The following is a 20,027-nucleotide window of genomic DNA, read 5'->3' on the forward strand; positions in this document are numbered from 1 at the left end:
GACCCGACCCCAGCACCCCGGTATTGGTCTGTGACCGGGCAAGCAGTCGCAAGTGCTTGTTTCACATGGTCCACCTCCCTATGATGTGAAATAAGTGTTAACTGCACCATCCATCTCATTGCCAAGAGCTCTCACCCACAGAGGGCCATCCGTTGTTCATTCTTGAAGGGATCTCCATGAACAAGACGCTGCTTGCCACTGCCACCCTGCTGCTGACCGCTTGCGGTTCCGGTGACGACCCAGCCCCAACGGCCCCACCGCCGGTCGAGCCGCCGCCAACCAATGCCGCCCCCCAGTGGCTGGTCGAGGGGCTTACTACCCAGGAAGATACCCCGCTGACCGTCAGCTTTGCGGAGCTGGTCCAGGACGGTGACGGTGATACGCTGAAGCTGACCATCGACCGCTGCGGTGAGGCCTGGGGCTGTGCCTTGGGCGACGACAGCCTGATCCTGACACCGGCGGAGAACTTCCATGGCGAGCAGTCACTGGAGCTGAGTGTCAGCGACGGCACCGACAACCTCAGCACCACCCTGCTGCTCACCGTAGAGCCGGTCAACGATGCGCCTGTCTGGTTCGGGCTGCCAGAGGCCAGCTTGGTCTATGGCGAATCCTTAACCCTGGATTTAGCCCCCTACGCCAGCGATATCGAGGACGACGCCCTCAGCTACTCCCTGTCAAACTGCGCCGAGCAGCTCAGCTGTGCCCTGGATGGCACCGAGCTGACGATCAGCGAGCCGGCTCGGGCCGGACGTACCTTCACGCTCACCCTCTCAGTCACTGATGGGACGGCCGACACCGAGATTGAGTGGCCGGTCGCTGTCGAGCGAGCCATCGCCGCTAATCTGGAGGGGGTCGAGTTCTTTCCCCCTTACAACGGCCTCAGTGGCGACAGCCAGGTCACTCTATCGCTGACCAGCGAGCAGCCGCTGGAGCAGATCGTCATCAACGGTGAGACCCTCAGCCTTACCGAGCAAAGCCAGTGGCAGCAGAGCTACCCGCTGGCACTGGGGGACACGGTGTTCGAGGTGGCGATCGAAACCGCCACCCACAGCCTGCCGCTGCAGCGCGTGGTGCGCTACGCCGGCGACATGCACCAGGGCAGCAGCGGTGTCGCCTTCCTGGATGAGCACACCCTGCTGGTGGACGACTATCGGGCCGATGCCCTGGTTATCTTCGATCTGGAGACTCAGGAAACCCGAGCCTATTCGGCCGAACACCTCACTGGGTTGAGCATCGAGCAGCTGGACTTCTATGCGCCACTCGACTCGGAGCGCATCTTGGCTTCGGTATGGGACTTTGACCAAAGCGTCTGGAAGCTGGTGGAGATCAACCTGACCGACAAGACCAGCACCGAAATCCTCGACCTGGGCGATACGCCAGGACGGGCGGACCACCTGACCACTTCCGCCGATGGCGGCACCTTGTACTTTATCCATAAAGGCTCTCGTCAGAACCCCGATACCATGGAGTGGGACGCATTCGAAGAGTTCTACCGCTACGAGCTGGCCGGCCAGAACCTGACCCTGTTGGCCGACACCGCCCAGGCAGCGGACGGTATCACCCTGAATTCGGTCAAGACGATGGTCCTGGATGAGGTCAATCAGCGCCTGCTGCTGGCCGACTGGGACTGGGGTAGCGACCAGGGCCAGTTGTTGTCCCTGGCCCTCACCGGGGCTGACCAAGACCGCCTAACGACGCTCACCACCGCCAGCGACCCGGGATGCCTCGATTTTGCCAGCAGGGAGGTCAATTACAGCTCGCCCATCCGCGATGGCGTCTGGTACCTGGTGATGCAGAACGAGCGCTGGGCCACCCATCAGCTGCCGCTGGATACCCTGTGCCTGAGTGAACACCACCGGGTGCCTGAGTCGCTGTTCCTAAACGACGAGTCCCTGCAGGGGGTGGATGTGCACCCGACCAGTGGCGAGATAGTGCTGGGCTTCTACCCCGGCCCCCTGCTTTATCAGCCGACCACCGGCGAGTATCGCTCAGCGGAGGTCGAGGGCTTCAGCGGTGCGCCCTGGGGGATCCAGGAGCCCACGGCAGTGCACTACCACGCCGAGCAGCACCGGCTGGTGTATGGCGATGAGGATGTGTTGATGTCGTTGGACCTGCGCAGCGGCGAGTTGTCTGAGCTGGCCAGGCCCGGCGAGGATATCCTCAAGCTGGTATGGGACGAAGCCCGTCAGCGCTATTACCTGTACGATGAGTACGATGGCCTGCTCAGCTACGACCTGGCCCGCGGCGAGCTGGAGTACCTGGTGGCCTCCGATGCCGGCAGCTACTTCGGCCACCCGGCCCTGGGCGCTGACGGGCGGCTCTTCTTCATCGAGGACGAGGCATTAAAGGCGATCGATCTGGATACCCTGGCGATCACCGAGATCTCGGCGGAGGACCCCGCCTTCTCGCTGGACGACAACACCGCCCTGATGCTGGATATCGCCGGCCAGCGAGCCATCGTTGAGACCCAGGGACGCACTGGCAGCGCCTTTGTCGCCATCGACCTGGCCGACGGCAGTCGCTCAACCCTGGTGCCCGAACAAAGGTTTGCCAGCAATGACTACCTGGCACTGAGCCCGGATGGGTCGGCCGTGTGGTATTACAGCTGGTCGGAAGACACCTTGATGAGCCTGGAACTGGCCAGCCAAAGCACCACGCCGCTGCTGGCGCCCATCTCAGGCCACTACCAGTTTGGCGACCCCACCGGGATCCACCCGGTCAATGGCGACCTGGTCTGGCTGGCCGACGATGACTTTGGCGGCTTCTGGATGGTCAACCTCGCCACCGGTGAAAAGCTGTTGTATCGCTAAGTGAGCGCAAGGCATTTGGTTGGATGACGGCAGGCCCTCGGGCCTGCCGTTTGCTTTCGCGCCGCCAACTAGCGCAGCACTAGCGCTGCACCAGTTGGCGCTCAATAAACGCGTCGGTACGCTGCAACAGGTAGGGGAAAAAGGGGTTCCACTGCTGACGCAACAACAGGGCCGAGGAGAAGGCCAGCACACCATATTCGCCGCGCACCGCCATGTTGCCCAGCTGGATATGCTCGCCATGGATTTCACCGTTGCCCAGCACCGGATCCTCCGCTGGCATCGGCATCGAGATGTGCGACAACGAGTGCACTGTGTCCGGCCAGTGCCAGGGCAGTGTCTCCACCCTCCCCTCCTGCCAGTCTCGCGCCTGCACTTGGGTCAGTGCCTTGCCGCTGGCGGCAAACTGATTCTCCACCACCGTCACACCGGGCAATGGCGCATAGCGCTCCAGCAGGCCGATGGGGTCCTGGCGCAACAGGCTATGGCTGGCCAGACGGCGATTGATATCAAACAGCACCAGCTCATCATCACCGCGACGGCGCTGCAGCAGGTGCAGATCCAGCACCGCCGACGGGGTCACCGTGGCGTCGGTGAGTGACTGGAAGGAGAGCACCGGCGGCATCATCGCCCGCTGTGGCTCACTCAGGCTGGCCAACAGGGCACGATTATGGCGCAGCAAACGATGCACCAGGTCGCCTCCATTGATAGCAAAGGAGTTGTACTTGAAGGGGTGATACTCGGGGATCACCGAGTTCCAGGCCAGCTTATCCAGGCCCAGCAGGTGCCCCAACCGGGACTGCCAGCGAGCGGCAGCGGCCGCCGCCGTCACCCCGATGGCCGGTGAGACAAACACCATGGCATCGAATGGCGCAGCCTCGCCATCCCGGATCCTGCGCATTGATAGCTCCAGTGCCAGCGGTGCCCCGGTGGAGTAACCCACCACGATCAGGGGCTTGTCCGGGTGCTGGGCAGCCAGGTGATCCGCTGCCAACTCCACCGCCGAGGTCAGGTCTTGCCACTCCAGCTCCACCAGTGCCGATGGCAGGGTGCCATGGCCCGGCAGGCGCAATCCCAGCACATGGCTGTGGGGGGCAAAATGGTTGGCAAAGTGCGCCACACTGTAGGGGGAGTCGGTCAGCCCATGCAGCAACAACAGGGCATACTCCGCCTCAGGATTGGGCCACTCGTAGCTGCGATTGCCTGCTCCGCCCCATCGTGCCGGGTCAGACAGGCTGCCGTGCTGGTAGCGATTAAGCCGGTCGGCGGGGTCATCACTGAGGGTCAGCGCCGCCAGCTCATCAAACACCCGCTGCTCCTGCTTGAGGTAGTCATCAAAGCTCGGGGCAGGTTCGCGGTGGGAGTAGTCTTCATTCAAAAAGGTATCGTGCCACGGCGAGAGCGCCGGTTTTTGCTGAAACCACAGCACCACGGTGCCGATGACCGGCAGCAGCGCCCCCAGCAGCACCCAGCCCAGCGGTCGCAGCCAACGATAGCGTCGGCGCGAAGACACCCTGTCCTTGCTCGAGTGCGATGGGCTATCCGGTTTGTGCGGCATGATCTGTCCTTGCGTGGCGGTGAGTGGTAACAGGCCCGATTATTGTCCTGCCGATCCGCCAAGCGCATCAGCTGGCATCGGGTTGGCCTTGCTGGCACTGATCTTCCCATTCAGGCTAGCAAAAACAAGGGCTCAGCACGCCAAAGGGGGGATCTGGACTGGTCTCTGCACCAGAGCGGGCTGCGGATAGCCTAAGATTGCGCCGAGGTTTAGCTTGGTTGCCGGGGTGTCTCGCCCTGCATCATCAGCGCCACCAGCCGTTCGATGCGGGCATTGGTCAGCTGACGGTAGTCAAAGTAGGGGCAGAGGATCACCCCATGGTTGGGGCTCACCGCAAACTGACCGTCCAGCCAGGTCAAGGGGATCCCCGCCTGCGCGGCAACCTCGCTGCCATAACCCCGCCCCATCAGGATCTGCCAGCAGGGCTCTGCCGGTTGAGCAACGGGGGGTGAATAGAGCAGTGCCGTTTCACTGCCGGGCTGCAGCAGCTGGGCATCCCGGTATTGCTGCCAGCGCTGTCGACCCTGGCCGGCCTCGAACAGGCTTTGGGGCAGCTGATGCACCAGCTTGGCGTAGACGCTGAACACCTTGCGCCAGCCGTTGCCACAGGCCTGACCGATGGCGGCAATCTCGCCGTTGGTCAGCGCCATCACCCCGTCGGGCTGATCAAAGGGGGCCAGTGCCGGACGGTTACCGATGTGCACCCGCAGCCGGGCGTCGGCGCAGCCCAGCCCCACCGTCCCCGCCCAGCTAGGCATGCGCCGGCTCCATTTCCATCATTGCTTTGCCCTCCACCGAGGCCTGCTCTACCGACGCCTTTATCGGCTGCGCCTCGAGATCGAAACAGTAGCGCTGGTCGCCGTGAACGTAGCGGATCGGCTGCGCGGTCTCGGTCAACCTTGGCTTAACCCGCAGGGCCGGGTAGTGCCGCTGGAAGAACTGCAGCATCGACAGCCCCAAACCGTGGGTAAAGGATTTGATGTAGCTGCCATCGACCTCTTTCTCGCTAACCAGCTGGAGCGTGACCTTAAAGCCCGCGGCCTGCATCTCACGCACCATCTTCTGCTTACAAGCGGTGTTGGCGATGCCATCCTGGCTGGCGTGGATGCAGACGTATTCGGTAACGGTACCGCCCTGTTGCGCCATCTGCTGGATCTGTTCGGCGGCAAAACCGCGGATCGCCAACCGACTGTCGGTCAGGCTGTTAGGCAGGCCAGGAGTCAGGGTCCAGGGAGACTTTACGCACAGCTGGGCATGGATAAGCTCGTGCAGCTTCATACCAAACTCCGCCTTGCCCAGCTCCTTGCCCACCAGGTAGACCAGGTTGGGCTCGGCCCAGGAGGAGTTATCCAACACCGCCCGGCACAGCCCCGGGGCCAGCTTGGTCGCCAGGTTAGCCAGGTAGCCGCCATAGGAGGAACCCACCAGCACCACGTCTTCGGCATCTAACTGATAGCGCGCCAGGACGGTGCGCACCGCATTGATCACATCCAACGCCGCCAGCACGCCGAAGTTCTGGTAATCCCCGTTAGGCGGCAGCAAGGTTGCCGGGATGGTCACCGCCCGGCGTTGCTGCTGACACAACTGGGCCAATAGGCTCGAGTCCTGGTCCCAGCGCCCAGCCGGACGTCCGCCCATCGCCTGGATCATGGCGCTGAGTACCGCCAGGTCACGGGGCTCGGCGTTGATCTGGGCGCCAACCGCTGGGCGTGAGCGGTAGCAGTGGTACTCCACCAACATACTGGTGACACCGTGCTGTTCAGCCACCTTACGGCAAAAGACTTCCGGGTAATCACTGAGATCCGCGCCAAACCCCGGCAGGTAAACCACCAGGGCCTGGCCGGGTTTCGGATTGAATACACGAGCCTCGCAATGGCGCTGGGTCGCCTCGGGGCTCAGCTCAAACTCACCATTGGAGGCGATGGAAAGGGTGTCGACATTCATAACAGTACTCGGTGTCAGTCGGGGCATCGTTGCTCTATAACGGCCATAATCCCCTCATCTGTAGCCCTGACGGCGGTTAGCAGCCACAAAGAGGCGCAAAGTCACAGCAAAAACGCGACGGGATTAAGGCTTGGCAGCCCAGCTTGGCTCCGCTAGGATAGACGTCTATACGGATAAAAGGCCAATTGCAGGTCCGGCAACAAAAAGAAGGAAGTGGCGGTATGTCGACTCAACACCCTCTCCAACAGCAACTTCAGGAGCGGATCCTGATCCTGGATGGCGCTATGGGCACCATGATCCAGGGCCACAAGCTGGAGGAAGCCGACTACCGGGGTGAGCGCTTTGCCGATTGGCCCTCGCCACTCAAGGGCAACAACGACCTGCTGTCGCTGACCCAGCCTGAGATTATCCAAGAGATCCACATCGCTTACCTGGAGGCCGGTGCCGACATCGTCGAGACCAACACCTTCAACGCCACCACGGTGGCCATGGCCGACTATGACATGCAGGCGCTGTCTCGGGAGATCAACCTGGAGTCCGCCAAGCTGGCCCGCGCCGCCTGTGACCAGGTCGCCGCCAAAACCGGGATCCCACGCTACGTGGCCGGGGTGTTGGGACCGACCAACCGCACCTGTTCCATCTCCCCGGACGTCAACGATCCCGGCTATCGCAATATCCACTTCGACGACCTGGTGGAAGCCTACTGCGAATCCACCGAGGCGCTGCTGGAGGGCGGAGCGGATCTGATCCTGGTGGAGACCATCTTCGACACCCTCAACGCCAAAGCGGCGCTGTTTGCCATCGACACCGTGTTCGAGCGCCTCGGCCGCAAGTGGCCGGTGATGATCTCCGGCACCATCACCGACGCCTCCGGCCGCACCCTGACCGGCCAAACCACCGAGGCGTTCTACAACTCACTGCGCCACATTCAGCCGCTGTCCATTGGTCTCAACTGCGCCTTAGGGCCCAAAGAGCTGGTGCCTTACGTCACCGAGCTGCATCGCATCTGCGAGTGTCCGGTCTCGGTTCACCCCAATGCTGGCCTGCCCAATGAATTTGGTGGCTACGACGAAACCCCGGCCCAGATGGCCGACATCATCGGCCAGTGGGCGGCCGAGGGCTGGCTCAACATCGTCGGCGGCTGTTGTGGCACCACCCCTGAGCACATCGCTGCAATCAAGGCCGCGGTGGAGGTACATCCGCCCCGCCAGCTGCCGGAGATCCCGGTGGCCACCCGCCTGTCCGGCCTGGAGCCCTGTAACTTCGATGCCGAATCGCTGTTTCTCAACGTCGGCGAGCGCACCAATGTCACTGGCTCTGCCCGCTTCCTGCGCCTGATCAAAGAGGGCGACTTTGACACCGCGCTGGACGTGGCCCGTCAGCAGGTGGAGAACGGCGCCCAGATCATCGACATCAACATGGATGAGGCGATGTTGGACGCCAAGGAGTCCATGGTGAAGTTCCTCAACCTGTGCGCCAGTGAGCCGGAGATCTCCAAGGTGCCGGTGATGATTGACTCCTCCAAGTGGGAGGCGATCGAGGCCGGCCTCAAGTGCATCCAGGGCAAGGGCGTGGTCAACTCCATCTCGTTGAAAGAGGGCGAGGAGACCTTCATCCAGCAGGCCAAGCTGATCCGTCGTTACGGCGCCGCCGCGGTGGTGATGGCGTTCGACGAAACCGGCCAGGCGGATACCTACGAGCGCAAGGTGGAGATCTGTACCCGCGCCTACAAGGTGCTGACCGAGCAATGTGACTTCCCGCCGGAAGACATCATCTTCGATCCCAATGTGTTTGCCATCGCCACCGGCATCGAGGAGCACAACAACTACGCGGTGGACTTCATCCAAGCCTGTAAGACCATCCGCGACACCCTGCCCCATGCCCGCCTGTCCGGCGGGATCTCCAACGTCTCCTTCTCCTTCCGCGGCAACAACCCGGTGCGCGAGGCGATCCACACAGTGTTCCTCTACCACGCCATCAACAACGGCCTGACCATGGGGATCGTCAACGCCGGTCAGATGGCGATCTACGACGACATCGATAAGGATCTGCTGGAGAAGGTCGAGGATGTGGTGATGAACACCCGCTCCGACGGCACCGAGCGCCTGCTGGAGATCGCCGACGATCACCGCGGCGGCGGTAAACAGGCAGAGGATCCCAAGGACGCCCACTGGCGCAGCCTGCCCATTAACGAGCGGCTCTCCCATGCCCTGGTGAAGGGCATTACCGAGTTTATCGACGAGGACACCGAGGAGGCCCGCCAAGCCGCTGAGCGTCCACTGGACGTGATTGAAGGGCCACTGATGGATGGCATGAACGTCGTAGGTGACCTGTTCGGCGCCGGCAAGATGTTCCTGCCCCAGGTGGTGAAATCCGCCCGGGTGATGAAGAAGGCGGTGGCCTACCTCAACCCCTACATCGAGGCAGAGAAGGTCGAGGGTCAATCCAACGGCAAAGTACTGATGGCCACGGTGAAGGGCGACGTCCACGATATCGGTAAGAACATCGTTGGCGTGGTGCTGCAGTGCAACGGCTTCGAGGTGATCGATCTGGGTGTGATGGTCACCGTGGAGGAGATCATCAAGGTCGCCAAGGAGAAGCAGGTGGACGTCATCGGCATGTCCGGCCTGATCACCCCGTCGCTGGATGAGATGATCCACAACGTGAAGGAATTCACCAAGGCGGGGCTGACCTGCCCGGTGATCATCGGTGGCGCCACCACCTCCAAGATCCACACCGCGGTGAAGATCTTCGAGCACTACCCCCACGGCGCCCTCTACGTGGCCGACGCCTCACGCACCGTGCCGGTGGTGGCCAAACTGATCAGTGATCAGCGCGATGCCTTTGTCGCCCAACACTACGAAGAGTACGCCGCGCTGAAAGAGAAACGGGAGAAGCAGGGCCGACGTAAGACCCTGATCCCGCTGGAACAGGCCCGCGCCAACCGCAACCAGATCAATTGGGCCAACTACACCCCGGCGGTGCCCAATCAGTTGGGCGTGCAGGTGTTTGATGACTACCCGCTCAGTGATCTGGTGGAGCGCATCGACTGGACCCCCTTCTTCCGCAGCTGGGGCCTGCACGGCAAGTACCCGCAGATCTTCAAAAACACCACCGTGGGCAGCGAAGCCCAGGAGCTGTTCGACAACGCCCAGACCATGCTGGCGCAGATCATCGAGCAGCGCTGGCTCACCGCCCGCGCCGTGATTGGCCTGTTCCCGGCCAACAGCTGTGACAACCACGACGACATCTCACTTTACAAAGACGAGTCCAGAAGTGAGGAGTTACTGCGGCTGCACATGCTGCGTCAGCAGGTGGAGCGGATCGATAACGACAACTTTGCCCTGTCCGATTTTGTCGCCCCTAAGGCCTCCGGTAAGGCCGACTACATGGGCGCCTTCGCGGTCACCGCGGGCATTGGCATCGAGCCGCACATTGAACGCTTCGAGGCTGCCGGCGACGATTACAGTGCCATCATGCTCAAGGCCCTGGCCGACCGTTTGGCGGAGGCCTTCGCCGAGCGGATGCACGAGCGGGTGCGCAAGGAGTTCTGGGGCTATGCTGCCGACGAAACCCTGGATAACGAGGCGCTGATCCGGGAGAAGTACAAGGGCATTCGCCCGGCCCCGGGCTACCCCGCCTGCCCGGATCACACCGAGAAGGGCCTGCTGTGGCAGCTGCTTAAGCCCGATACCAACATCGGCCTGAACATCACCGAGAACTTTGCCATGTACCCCACCGCGGCGGTGTCCGGCTGGTACTTTGCCCATCCGGAGTCGCGCTACTTCGGGGTCACCGATATCCAGCAGGACCAGGTGGAAGACTACGCCGAGCGCACCGGCATGTCCGTGGCCGAGACGCAAAAGTGGCTGGCACCGCTGCTGGATTGAAGCCCCTCCCCGGCAACGCCAGCCAGCACTAAGCTTGTAACAAGAGGCGCCAATCCAGTTGGCGCCTCGTCCTTTATTCCTACACCGAGAACCCACTGTCATGAAAACCCTGAACGGGTCCTGCCTCTGTGGCGCCATCCAGTTCCGCGTCGCCGACGCCTTCGATTATGTTGGCAACTGCCACTGCTCCGAGTGTCGCAAGTTCAGCGGTTCCGACTACGCTCCAGCCGGTGGCCTCAGCGCCGAACACTTTGCCTTTATCCAGGGCGAAGAGACGGTTCGCTACTATGAGAAGAGCCCCGCCACCACCCTGGCCTTCTGCCCAACCTGTGGCTCCAGCTTGTTCTCCATCAAGTCGGACACCGGCCGCTACAACATCCGATTGGGTGCGCTGGACGATACCCCCAGCCAGAAGCCCAGCTTCCACATTCATGTGGACTCCAAGGCCCCCTGGCTAACCATTAACGATAAGCTCACCCGCTACCCGGGCCATCCCGAGTCGCTCTAGGCTGTAAAGCTCCACGGCTAACCCTGCCTACTTGTCCAGTGGCACAAAAAAAGCCCTGCATGAGCAGGGCTTTGACTTTGACAGGAAAGTAACAGGCAAGGAGGCGAACGGGATCAGAGATCGAAGCGATCCCCGTCAACGCGTCGTTTGTCGCGTCGATGGCCGCGCCAGCCGCGGTCCTTGCGGCGGGACTCTTGCTCTTCCCACTGCATCCGGCGGGGCTTTTTGCTGGTGATCTCCAGCCACTCATCAGGGATCGTCTTCATCTTTCGAACTCCATGTTAGTACCTCGACACAGGGAAAATGATGAGTTCAGCTGGAACTCAGCGGGAGCTGAGCAAGAAAGCGACTTGAAGGCATAGTGGCTCTACGTCAAAAGTCGCTGACGCAGAGCAGTTTCCGCTGAGGCCAGCCCTCTGGGAGCGCATGAGGAGCAACGAATACTGCGTTGCAGCGCTTCGAAAGAGCGCCACTATTACTTCATCGCTGCGTCTTGTCTTCGTCGCCCTCATGCGCTCTGAACTCATCAACTCCTCTGTGCCGAGGTACTCGATTACCCGTGCATTTGGCCAGAACCAGCCGGATTTGAACATCAAAAACGCTTTATGGTCAGGGTCAATCGGATTCGTCGTCCAGCCCGCTTGAACCCAGGCCAGCCCTGCGGCATGGTCAATAGAGACCAAGCAAGGAAGATGGCCTATGACCTCAGTACGGGTTGCCCTGTTCGCCTCGATGGCACTGTTACCCTGCCTTACCCCGGCGGCCCCTCAGCCAGCGCAAGACAGCAAGCCGGTGACGATACCGCTCGCCGACTACCTCGACCGCCTGGCGGGCTTCTGGCTGGGCCAGAGCATCGCCAACTGGACCGGTCTGGTCACCGAGATGGACAAGATTGGCGGACCCGGCCCCCATGGCCAGTTCTATACCCGGGAGGACTGGGGCCAGCCGGACCAACCCAGCATCTGGGGCGCCGGGGTGCCCAGTGATCTTTCTGCCACCATCGATTGGGTGTTCGAGCCGGAAGGGGGGCTTTGGGGCGCCGATGACGACACCGACATCGAGTACCTGTACCAGCAACTGATGCTGCAGCATCAGACGCCGCTGCTCAGCGCCGAGCAGATCCGCGACGGCTGGCTAGCCCATATCCACAGCGATGAATCCACCCCACACCGAACGCCAGAGGGAGAGCCGGAAAACTACCTTTGGGTCTCCAACCAGCGTGCCTTCGAACTGATGCAGCAGGGGCAGGTCCCGCCTCACACCAGCGATCCCGAGCACAACCCCCACCACCAGATGATCGACGCCCAGCTGAGCACCGAGCTGTTTGGCCTGCTGGCACCAGGTCGACCCGATGTGGCCCTGCAGCTGGCCTACCTGCCGATCCGCACCACCGCCCGGGGGGAGGCTGCGCTGGCAGCGGAGTTCTACATCATCCTCCATGCGCTGGCCCCGGTGGTGGACCCCTCCCTGTCCCGGCACGAACAGATCTTGTGGATGGCCGCTCAAGGCCGGGCTCACCTGCCCGATGGCAGCACGGTAGCGGACATGTACGATTTCGTCTGGCGCCACTACCAGCAACAAACGCCCTGGGAGTCGGTAAGGGATGCCCTGCATCAGCGTTACCAGGTGGAGCAGCAGGCCGGCTACCGGCAAAGCGGCCCGGAGTTCTACTGCAACGGCTGTTTCGCCTCCGGCATCAACTTTGCCGCCAGCCTGGTGAGCCTGTTCTATGGCGAGGGCGACTATCAGGCAACGGTCAAACTGGCGGTGCTGATGGGCTGGGACTCCGACAATCCCGCCGCCACCTGGGGAGGACTGCTGGGCTTTATGGATGGCCAATCCGGTCTGGAGGCGGGATTTGAGCGGCGCTTTGCCGACCGCTTTCATATCCACCGTACCCGTCGCGGCTTTGCCAATCAGGGCATCGACAGCTTTGACAACATGGCCCGCCAAGGCAGTCAGATCATCGACTGGGTGGTAAGGGACTTTCAGATGGGCGAGGCGGACAGCCAGGGCTGGCGCATATTCCCGTCCAGCACCATGGCGGACAAATAACGCCGCTCAGACACAAAAAAGCCCCGCGATGGCGGGGCTTAAAACTTTTCGCTAAAGGGATTACTGCGAGATCATGGTGCTGCGCTGGTACGGCACCTTGAGCAGACGACACAGCTGATGGGTACGTCCCTGCTCCGCCATGGCGTGGGTGTCGTGCATCGGATCCTTCTCCGGTGCGATGCTCGGTTCCAGGTTGGAGCCGGCGTTCTGATTGGTCACAGTAGGAATGCCGAGTTTTGCGATATGCAGTGCGGTCATCTGGGTCCCCTTAGCGTAAAGTCTTTGATTCGATAGACAATATCTCTTTAATTGTCGATTGCCATATGACTGTAACATAAGACTGTTAGTGCGCAAGGAGCTGCCTCACAAATCCCAACCCGATTGACGATTATTTCCCCAGCTTTCAGTCCCGATTCAGAATGGCGCGGACACCACCTTATGATCCCCTCTCCGTGCCTTGATCTCAGCCCGTGCTACGCTCGTAGCGACAGGGTGTATTCGAGACCCAAGGAGGTCGAGATGGAGATCCAGGACATTCGAGAAGGGATGTGGGTGCTGTTCAGTGGCCAGGTGGGTCGCGTGGTTCGATTGGACAGTGATAACGGCAAGGTGCAGGTGGAGCACCTGACCAGCCATCAACTGATGGATCTGAACGCCAGCGAGGTGGAGCCGGATCCCCAACTGCATACCGACTGCGACCTGTATTACTGAGCGATTCGCACTAAGGCATTGGCAGCCCTTAGGATACCGGCTAGGATTTCAGCAACACTCAATCACTACCGGATGGGGCCGCCATGCCCACCCCCCAGCTTGTTGAAGTTCCAGCGTTTATCGCATTCACCCTCGCTATCTTGCTGCTCTTTATCGGCAAGGATCTGACTACCCGTTCGGCGCTGCTGCGGCGCTACTCCATCCCGGAGCCGGTGATCGGGGGCTTCCTCTGCGCCTTGGTGGTGGGGGTGCTCTACTACGGTTTCGACCGCCAGATCGAGTTCGAGCTGGAGGTGCGCGATCTGCTGCTGCTCTATTTCTTTGCCGGCATTGGCCTCAAGGCGGACATTCAAACCCTGCTTAAGGGCGGCCGGCCACTGCTGACCCTGCTGGTGCTGGCCAGCGTCTTTATCGTGTTGCAAAACCTGCTGGGCATGGGCATCGCCGGCAGCTTCGGCATGGATCCCAAGGCCGGCCTGCTGTCCGGCTCCATTAGCCTGATCGGCGGCGTCGGTACCACCCTGGCCTGGGCCCCCACCTTCGTATCGGAGTTCGACATCCTCAATGCCATGGAGCTGGGGGTTGCCTCCAACACCGTCGGCCTGATTGCCGCCTGTCTTATCGGCGGCCCCATCGCCCGCTACCTGATGCACAAACACCAGGTTCAGCCCTCCGGTGACGACGACCTGGATATCGGTGTCACCCACGACAGCGAGCAGACCCCGCGCCTGACCTACTATGGCGTGCTCTGGGCCTGGTTCTGGCTCAACGTAACCCTGATGCTGGGCCATGGCATCGCTGAACTGCTGACCGGGATCGGCGCCAACCTGCCCACCTTTGTCAGCTGCCTGATCGCCGGCATCCTGATCGGTAACCTAGGGCGTTGGTTGACCCGCAACCGGGAGCGACGCTGGGAGCAGGAGGGCGGTGAGGGGCTGGCGATGATCTCCGACATCTGCCTGGGGATGTTCCTCACCATGGCCCTGATGGGGCTGAAGCTATGGGAGCTGGAGGGGCTGCTGGGGTATATCTCGGTGGTGATGGCGCTGCAGATCACCCTGTCAGTGCTGTTTACCCTGTTCGTGGTCTATCGGTTGATGGGACGCAACTACGATGCGGTGGTGATCTGCTCGGGCTTTGGCGGCATCACCCTGGGCTCCACCGCCACCGCCATCGTCAACATGACCGCGGTGACCCGCCAGTACGGTGCCAGCCACCAGGCCTTTATCGTGGTGCCCCTGGTCTGCGGCTTCTTCGTCGACATCATCAATGCCCTGGTGATCGGCTTCTTCGTCGGGTTGTAGTAATGAAAAGATGAAAACCCTGCACCTGCTGCGCCACGCCAAGTCCAGCTGGGACCAGCCGGAACTGGCGGATATCGACCGACCGCTCAACCAACGCGGTTTGCGCAGCTGTCGACGCATGGCGACGGCGCTGGCCGAAAGCCCCGGCTGGCTTGAGAATCTCCATTGCAGTCCGGCGCGGCGGGCCCAGGCCACCCTGGAACAACTGAGCCTGGCACTGCCAAGCCCACTGCAATGGCAAACAGAACCCGCGCTTTACTGCTTTGACAGCCACACCCTGCTGACCTGGCTGGCCCGGCAGGACGACCAACATGCCCAGCTCACCCTCGTTGGCCACAATCCTGCCCTGACCGAGCTGTGTAACACCCTGGGGGATAATACTCTCAACAACCTGCCCACCTGTGGCTATGTCCGCCTGGTCAGCCCCACCCTGACGCACTGGGCCGATATCCTGGCACACCCCTTTCAGCAAACCGCCTTTTTGCGCCCCAAGGACCTGACCGACTGAGCCGGCCCTTTTGTCAGCAGACAGCTCAGTGCAGCTTCATCCTCGGTCGCAGCCATTGGTTCAAGCCGTCAGACAGGGCCAGCAAGCCGGTGCGCCAGATCCCATGGATGGCGATCTGATGCTTGCGATACAGCGAGATGTACGCCATCCGGGCGATCCGCCCCTCGACGCTGAGGCTGCCGCTGCCGATCCCCCCCATCAGCTTGCCAAAGGCGGTGTAGTTGCTCAGTGACACCAGCGAGCCGTAGTCCTTATAGACAAAGGGCTTCAGTGGCTTCTGCTCGACCTTGCGGATCAGGTTCTGCGCCACGGTCTGGGCCATCTGGTGGGCACTCTGGGCCCGGGGCGGCACCCACATCGGCCGTCCATCCTGCTCGCCCAGGACCAGTCCGGCGCAATCCCCCAGGGCGAAGATCCGCTCATCCCCCTGCACCTGCAGGGTCGGCTCCACCAGCAACTGGTTGGCCCGGTTAGTCTCCAGCCCGGTCAGCCCGGTGAGGAAATCCGGGGCCTTAACCCCGGCGGCCCACACCATCATGTCGCAATCAAATTGCTGCCCTTGCGGGGTCTCCAACCCGGCCGCCGTGGCCTGGCCCACCTGGGTATCGGTGTGCACCGCGATCCCCAGCTTCTCCAGCTCCGCCTTGGCCGCCACAGAGATCCGCTCGCTCAAGGCCGGCAACAGCCTGGGGCCGGCCTCGATCAGCGACACCTTGAGGTGATCCGGGGTCAGGTGGGTCAGGCCATAGGTGGCAAACCATTGGCGCGCCTTGATCAGCTCCGCCGACAGCTCCACCCCGGTGGCACCACCACCGACGATGGCCACGTGCAGGCGTTGTTCGTTATCTCCCTGGGCCACCGCCCGATTCACCCGCAGGAACTGATCAACCAGGTTGCGATGAAAGCGCTGCGCCTGCTGCGGGCAGTCCAGCAGGATGCAGTGCTCAGCGACGCCGGCCACGCCAAAGTCGTTGGTCTGGCCGCCGATGGCCATCACCAGGTAGTCGTAGGCCTCCTCCCGCGCCGGCAGCAGCTCCTGGCCCTGCTCATCACAATAGGGCGCGATCTGCACGGTCTGGCGCTGCCGGTCGATGCCGGTGACATCCGCCACCTGGAACTGGAAGCCGTTGCGATGGCCATGGGCCCGGTAGCTGACCGAGTCCACCTCGGCATCCAGCGAACCGGACGCCACCTCGTGCAACAGCGGCTTCCAGATGTGGGTGTGGTTGCGATCCAGCAGCAGTACCTCTGCCTTACCCCGGCGCCCCAGCTTTCGGCCCAGTTGGGTGGCCAGTCCCAGGCCTCCGGCACCGCCGCCAACGATGACGATCCGCATCTTCCACTCCCTCTGCTGCTGCCTATGGTGTCAGGGCTGCCCTGACCACCCGGCGACTTTAATCACAAAAACATCATGATATCGACGATAGCGCACAAAAGCAGTGGAGATGACCGAGTTCTACTGATGTGCGAGTGAGTCAAATTCATCCGACGTCAGCAATCACCGGCTTGTAGGGACAAAAAAGGGGGCCTGTCGGCCCCCCGGATGAATGCACTAATGCTGTCCTAGAACAGGAACTTGGTGTGGACCGTCATCGCCACGTCGTCAAATTCGGTGGTCATGCCGTTGCTGCGGTACTCGCCATCCACGTAGCTCAGCGCGGCGCCCAGGGTCAGCGGCTTGCTCAGCTTGTAGTCGTACCCCAGGGAAACGCCCCAGGACTCGGCGTCTTCGACACTGTCCAGATCCGCCCCGGCGTTCTTCACCAGCTTGCCCAGGCCGGCGTCATCGTATACCGCCTGCGCCTTCACCGTGTGCGCGCCCTGCTTCCAGGCAGCACTGACCAACGCCGAGCTGCCGGACAGCTGGTCGTACACCAGCGAGTCGGAGTGCTGATACAGGGCACCCAGGTCGATGGCACCGAGCTTGATGCCACCCACCACGCGCACCGCCTCCAGGCCGTTGAGGCCATCGGCGTAGCTCACCCCCAGGTAATGTCCCGCCGAGCTCAGGCGCGGATCGCCCAGGGTCGCGCTGATGGCGTAGTTGTTGGCCCCATCCAGCTCGGCGCGGCCACCAAAGTCGTCTTTCAGGGTGTAACTGGCCCCCAGTGTAACCCCGGCCAGCTTAGGAGAGTAGTAGGTAACGGAATCACCCAGTCGATCATTACCGGAAATAAAGAGGTCCATATCATGAGCAGTAATATTGAACTGATCGACTCGACCTTCGGTCTTTTTAAATACCGTGTCATTGCGGCCAAACACCACCTGACCATAGCTGCTGTCAAAGCCAATATAGGTATTTCTCGACTTGAACACTTTATCATCGCTATTGTCGAAGTTTTCAAACCCCGCCTCGAACTTATAAATAAAAGCGAGGGTCTCACTCAGGCGCTCCTCACCTTTAATACCGACGAAGGAGGCGTAGTTTTCCAGCGCACCACCGGCCACCTTCTCTTTGGAGACCAGGCCGTTGTCAGAGTGGTTTGCCGCCAACCAGAAGCGACCATAGACCTCAGGGCTGTCGGCTTGCGCCGGTAGGGTCATCGCCAGACCCAGCACCATAAATGCATGTTTTTTCATAATGACTCCCTATTTTTATGCCCTTTTATGGTGGTCAGACCCGCATGCAGGAAAAGTGACTTACCTCACGCTTATTTCGCCAGGGATTCAGGATTTCTTAACCGGATTAAATAAACCTAAAAGGATAAATTTCTTCGCCTTATTGATTTAAGAAATGCTTAAACCGGCTTAATTTAATAGAGACTCACCGGTGAGCAAACGTGATCCAGATCTGATTTTTACCGGACCATCTCTCTATATGCTTTTGGCAAAACAAACATGTCTATGCAGGAAAGTCCGATGAAAAATAATCTACTGCGCATCACCGCCCTCGCCTTTGCCGTTGGCGCCACCTTCTCCATTCATGCGGCCCAGCCGACCCTGGCCAAGCACCACAGTGACATGCTGGGTTGCGACGCCTGCCACACCAAGCCGATCAAGGTGTCCGACAGCGAGACCCATGAGAACGCCAGCTGCGTCAGCTGCCACGGTGGCCTGGAAGATCTGGCCGAACCGGGCCACGCCAACCACTTTGACCCGCACGCCTCTCACCTGGGCACCATCAACTGCACCAGCTGCCACACCGGCCACGCGGAACCGCAGTACGTCTGTAATGACTGCCACTCCTTCGAGCACGACGATATGCCCTTTGCCAACACCGGCAAAGAGCGCAAGCCGGCCTTCACCGGCTTCGATCAGGACAAGATTGAGCAGGCCATCGCCAAGGGCCCGAAAGAGAGCGTCGACGTGGTAGTCATCGGTGCCGGCAGCGCCGGCTTCAACGCCGCCATCAGCGCCCATGAGGCCGGTGCCAACGTCATCCTGCTGGAAAAACACATGTTCAGCGGCGGTAACTCCATGCTGGCGGCGGGCGGCTACAACGCCACCGGTACCCCGCTGATGGAAAAGAAAGGCATCAAGGACAGCGTCGACTGGTTCGTCGAGGACGCCCTCAAAGGCGGCCGCGGTGCCAACGATGTGGACCTGGTACGGGTGATGGGCGAGCAATCCGCTGACGGCATCGCCTGGCTGGAGTCCCTGGGTGCCGATATGGGCGATCTGAAGCGCTCCGGTGGTGCCCGGGTTGACCGGACCCACCGTCCCTCCGACGGCGCCAGCGTAGGTCCGCACATCGTGGAGACCCTGCGTAACGCCGCCAACAAACGCAACATTGAAACCCGCGTTAACTCCCGTGCCGAAAAGGTACTGCGTGACGAAAACGGCAAGATCAGCGGCGTGGTGGTTCATGGTAAGCACAGCGGTTACTACCTGATCGAAGCCAAAGCCGTGGTGATGGCCACCGGTGGCTTCGGCTACAACGAGAAGATGTTTGCCGAGTACCGCCCGCAGTTTGCCGGCATGTCCTCCTCCAACAACGTCACCGCCACCGGCGATGGCCTCAAGCTGGCCGAAGAGGTGGGCGCTGGCATGGTCGACATCGAGTGGGTACAGGCACACCCGACCATCGGCAAAGGCAGCCGCATCCTGGTCTCTGAGACCGTACGGGGCGTGGGCGCCATCATGGTGAACGTCAACGGTAAGCGCTACGTCAACGAACTGACCACCCGCGACAAGGCCTCCCAGGCCACCCTGAAAGAGCCGGAGCAATACTCCTGGCTGGTGATGGATGAGCAGCTGCTGAAGAAGTCCTCCATGATCCGCGGCTACAAGGATCTGGGCATGATGGTAGAAGCCAACACCATTGAGGAACTGGCCAAGCAGACCGGCATGAAGCCGGAGGTGCTGAGCAAGACCGTGGCGGACTACAACCGCTACCGTGAGAATGGTAAGGATGAAGAGTTCGGCCGTGACAACATGCCGGTCTCCATCACCCAGGCTCCGTACTACGCCGTTGCCGTGAACCCCGGTGTGCACCACACCATGGGCGGCATCAGCATCAACACCTCCGCCCAGGTGAAAGACGATAACGGCAAGGTGATCCCCGGTCTGTTCGCCGCCGGCGAAGCCACCGGTGGCGTCCACGGCCACAACCGTCTGGGGGGCAACGCCATCGCCGACACCGTGGTGTTCGGTCGCATTGCCGGTGACAGCGCCGCCGCCTACGTGGCCGACTGATCCACCGTCCACTCTCCCTTCATCATCCTTGGGCCGGCATTTGCCGGCCCTTTTTTGATGCTCTTTTTCTCTTTGGGAACGCCATCCAGTGACCGTCGTAACATTTC

15 protein-coding genes are annotated in these 20,027 nt (G+C 61.4%); 8 read left to right on the forward strand and 7 right to left on the reverse strand.

The genetic code is table 11. The features are described 5' to 3' along the window. Positions 1 to 176 precede the first annotated feature (176 nt). Positions 177 to 2,810: an Ig-like domain-containing protein gene (locus BUC04_RS11630; RefSeq protein WP_067657117.1), complete on the forward strand. Its 2,634-nt coding sequence runs from the start codon at positions 177 to 179 to the stop codon at positions 2,808 to 2,810. 79 nt (positions 2,811 to 2,889) lie between these two features. On the opposite strand, the gene BUC04_RS11635 is transcribed toward BUC04_RS11630, so the two are convergent. From BUC04_RS11635 to BUC04_RS11645, 3 genes are all read right to left on the reverse strand, one after another. Beyond that, complete coding sequence (locus tag BUC04_RS11635; protein ID WP_067657120.1) at positions 2,890 to 4,365, reverse strand: alpha/beta hydrolase; 1,476 nt, start codon at positions 4,363 to 4,365, stop codon at positions 2,890 to 2,892. A 209-nt stretch (positions 4,366 to 4,574) separates the two neighbouring features. Then, positions 4,575 to 5,123, reverse strand: a complete 549-nt coding sequence (locus tag BUC04_RS11640; RefSeq protein WP_067657123.1) for a DUF6942 family protein — start codon at positions 5,121 to 5,123, stop codon at positions 4,575 to 4,577. Next, entirely contained in the window at positions 5,116 to 6,309 is a 1,194-nt protein-coding gene (locus BUC04_RS11645) for a DUF2920 family protein (protein ID WP_067657126.1), read from the reverse strand. The genes BUC04_RS11640 and BUC04_RS11645 overlap by 8 nt, the downstream gene beginning before the upstream one ends. A gap of 221 nt (positions 6,310 to 6,530) precedes the next feature. Between BUC04_RS11645 and metH the strand changes: the two genes are divergently transcribed. Both metH and BUC04_RS11655 read left to right on the forward strand, forming a co-directional pair. Continuing rightward, entirely contained in the window at positions 6,531 to 10,199 is a 3,669-nt protein-coding gene (gene metH / locus BUC04_RS11650) for a methionine synthase (RefSeq protein ID WP_067657129.1), read from the forward strand. 100 nt (positions 10,200 to 10,299) lie between these two features. Further along, positions 10,300 to 10,707, forward strand: a complete 408-nt coding sequence (locus tag BUC04_RS11655) for a GFA family protein (protein WP_067657132.1) — start codon at positions 10,300 to 10,302, stop codon at positions 10,705 to 10,707. Positions 10,708 to 10,820: 113 nt separating this feature from the next. Here the strand turns inward: BUC04_RS11655 and BUC04_RS23940 are convergent, their stop codons facing one another. Further along, positions 10,821 to 10,973: a hypothetical protein gene (locus BUC04_RS23940; protein ID WP_156479983.1), complete on the reverse strand. Its 153-nt coding sequence runs from the start codon at positions 10,971 to 10,973 to the stop codon at positions 10,821 to 10,823. 433 nt (positions 10,974 to 11,406) lie between these two features. On the opposite strand from BUC04_RS23940, the gene BUC04_RS11665 reads away from it, so the two are divergent. Beyond that, the gene (locus BUC04_RS11665; RefSeq protein WP_067657138.1) at positions 11,407 to 12,762 is read left to right on the forward strand and encodes an ADP-ribosylglycohydrolase family protein; all 1,356 of its coding nucleotides are present in this window, start codon (positions 11,407 to 11,409) and stop codon (positions 12,760 to 12,762) included. A 60-nt stretch (positions 12,763 to 12,822) separates the two neighbouring features. Here the strand turns inward: BUC04_RS11665 and BUC04_RS11670 are convergent, their stop codons facing one another. Next, a complete protein-coding gene (locus BUC04_RS11670; RefSeq protein WP_067657141.1) occupies positions 12,823 to 13,020 on the reverse strand; it encodes a hypothetical protein in 198 nt (65 codons plus the stop codon). Positions 13,021 to 13,281: 261 nt separating this feature from the next. On the opposite strand from BUC04_RS11670, the gene BUC04_RS11675 reads away from it, so the two are divergent. From BUC04_RS11675 to BUC04_RS11685, 3 genes are all read left to right on the forward strand, one after another. Beyond that, positions 13,282 to 13,473 (forward strand): hypothetical protein, encoded by a 192-nt coding sequence (locus BUC04_RS11675; RefSeq protein ID WP_067657144.1) that lies wholly within the window; start codon positions 13,282 to 13,284, stop codon positions 13,471 to 13,473. Between the two features lie 83 nt (positions 13,474 to 13,556). After that, positions 13,557 to 14,777 carry a sodium/glutamate symporter gene (gene gltS, locus BUC04_RS11680; RefSeq protein ID WP_067657147.1) on the forward strand — a complete coding sequence of 407 codons (1,221 nt, stop codon included), beginning with the start codon at positions 13,557 to 13,559 and terminating at the stop codon, positions 14,775 to 14,777. Positions 14,778 to 14,787: 10 nt separating this feature from the next. Continuing rightward, positions 14,788 to 15,285 carry a SixA phosphatase family protein gene (locus BUC04_RS11685; RefSeq protein WP_067657150.1) on the forward strand — a complete coding sequence of 166 codons (498 nt, stop codon included), beginning with the start codon at positions 14,788 to 14,790 and terminating at the stop codon, positions 15,283 to 15,285. A 25-nt stretch (positions 15,286 to 15,310) separates the two neighbouring features. Here the strand turns inward: BUC04_RS11685 and BUC04_RS11690 are convergent, their stop codons facing one another. Next, positions 15,311 to 16,621 (reverse strand): NAD(P)/FAD-dependent oxidoreductase, encoded by a 1,311-nt coding sequence (locus BUC04_RS11690; RefSeq protein ID WP_067657153.1) that lies wholly within the window; start codon positions 16,619 to 16,621, stop codon positions 15,311 to 15,313. 227 nt (positions 16,622 to 16,848) lie between these two features. Then, the gene (locus tag BUC04_RS11695; protein WP_067657156.1) at positions 16,849 to 17,865 is read right to left on the reverse strand and encodes a porin; all 1,017 of its coding nucleotides are present in this window, start codon (positions 17,863 to 17,865) and stop codon (positions 16,849 to 16,851) included. Between the two features lie 279 nt (positions 17,866 to 18,144). On the opposite strand from BUC04_RS11695, the gene BUC04_RS11700 reads away from it, so the two are divergent. Further along, complete coding sequence (locus BUC04_RS11700; RefSeq protein ID WP_067657160.1) at positions 18,145 to 19,920, forward strand: flavocytochrome c; 1,776 nt, start codon at positions 18,145 to 18,147, stop codon at positions 19,918 to 19,920. Positions 19,921 to 20,027: the final 107 nt, after the last annotated feature.

It is taken from the genome of Ferrimonas marina (assembly GCF_900129905.1).
GTDB lineage: Bacteria > Pseudomonadota > Gammaproteobacteria > Enterobacterales > Shewanellaceae > Ferrimonas > Ferrimonas marina.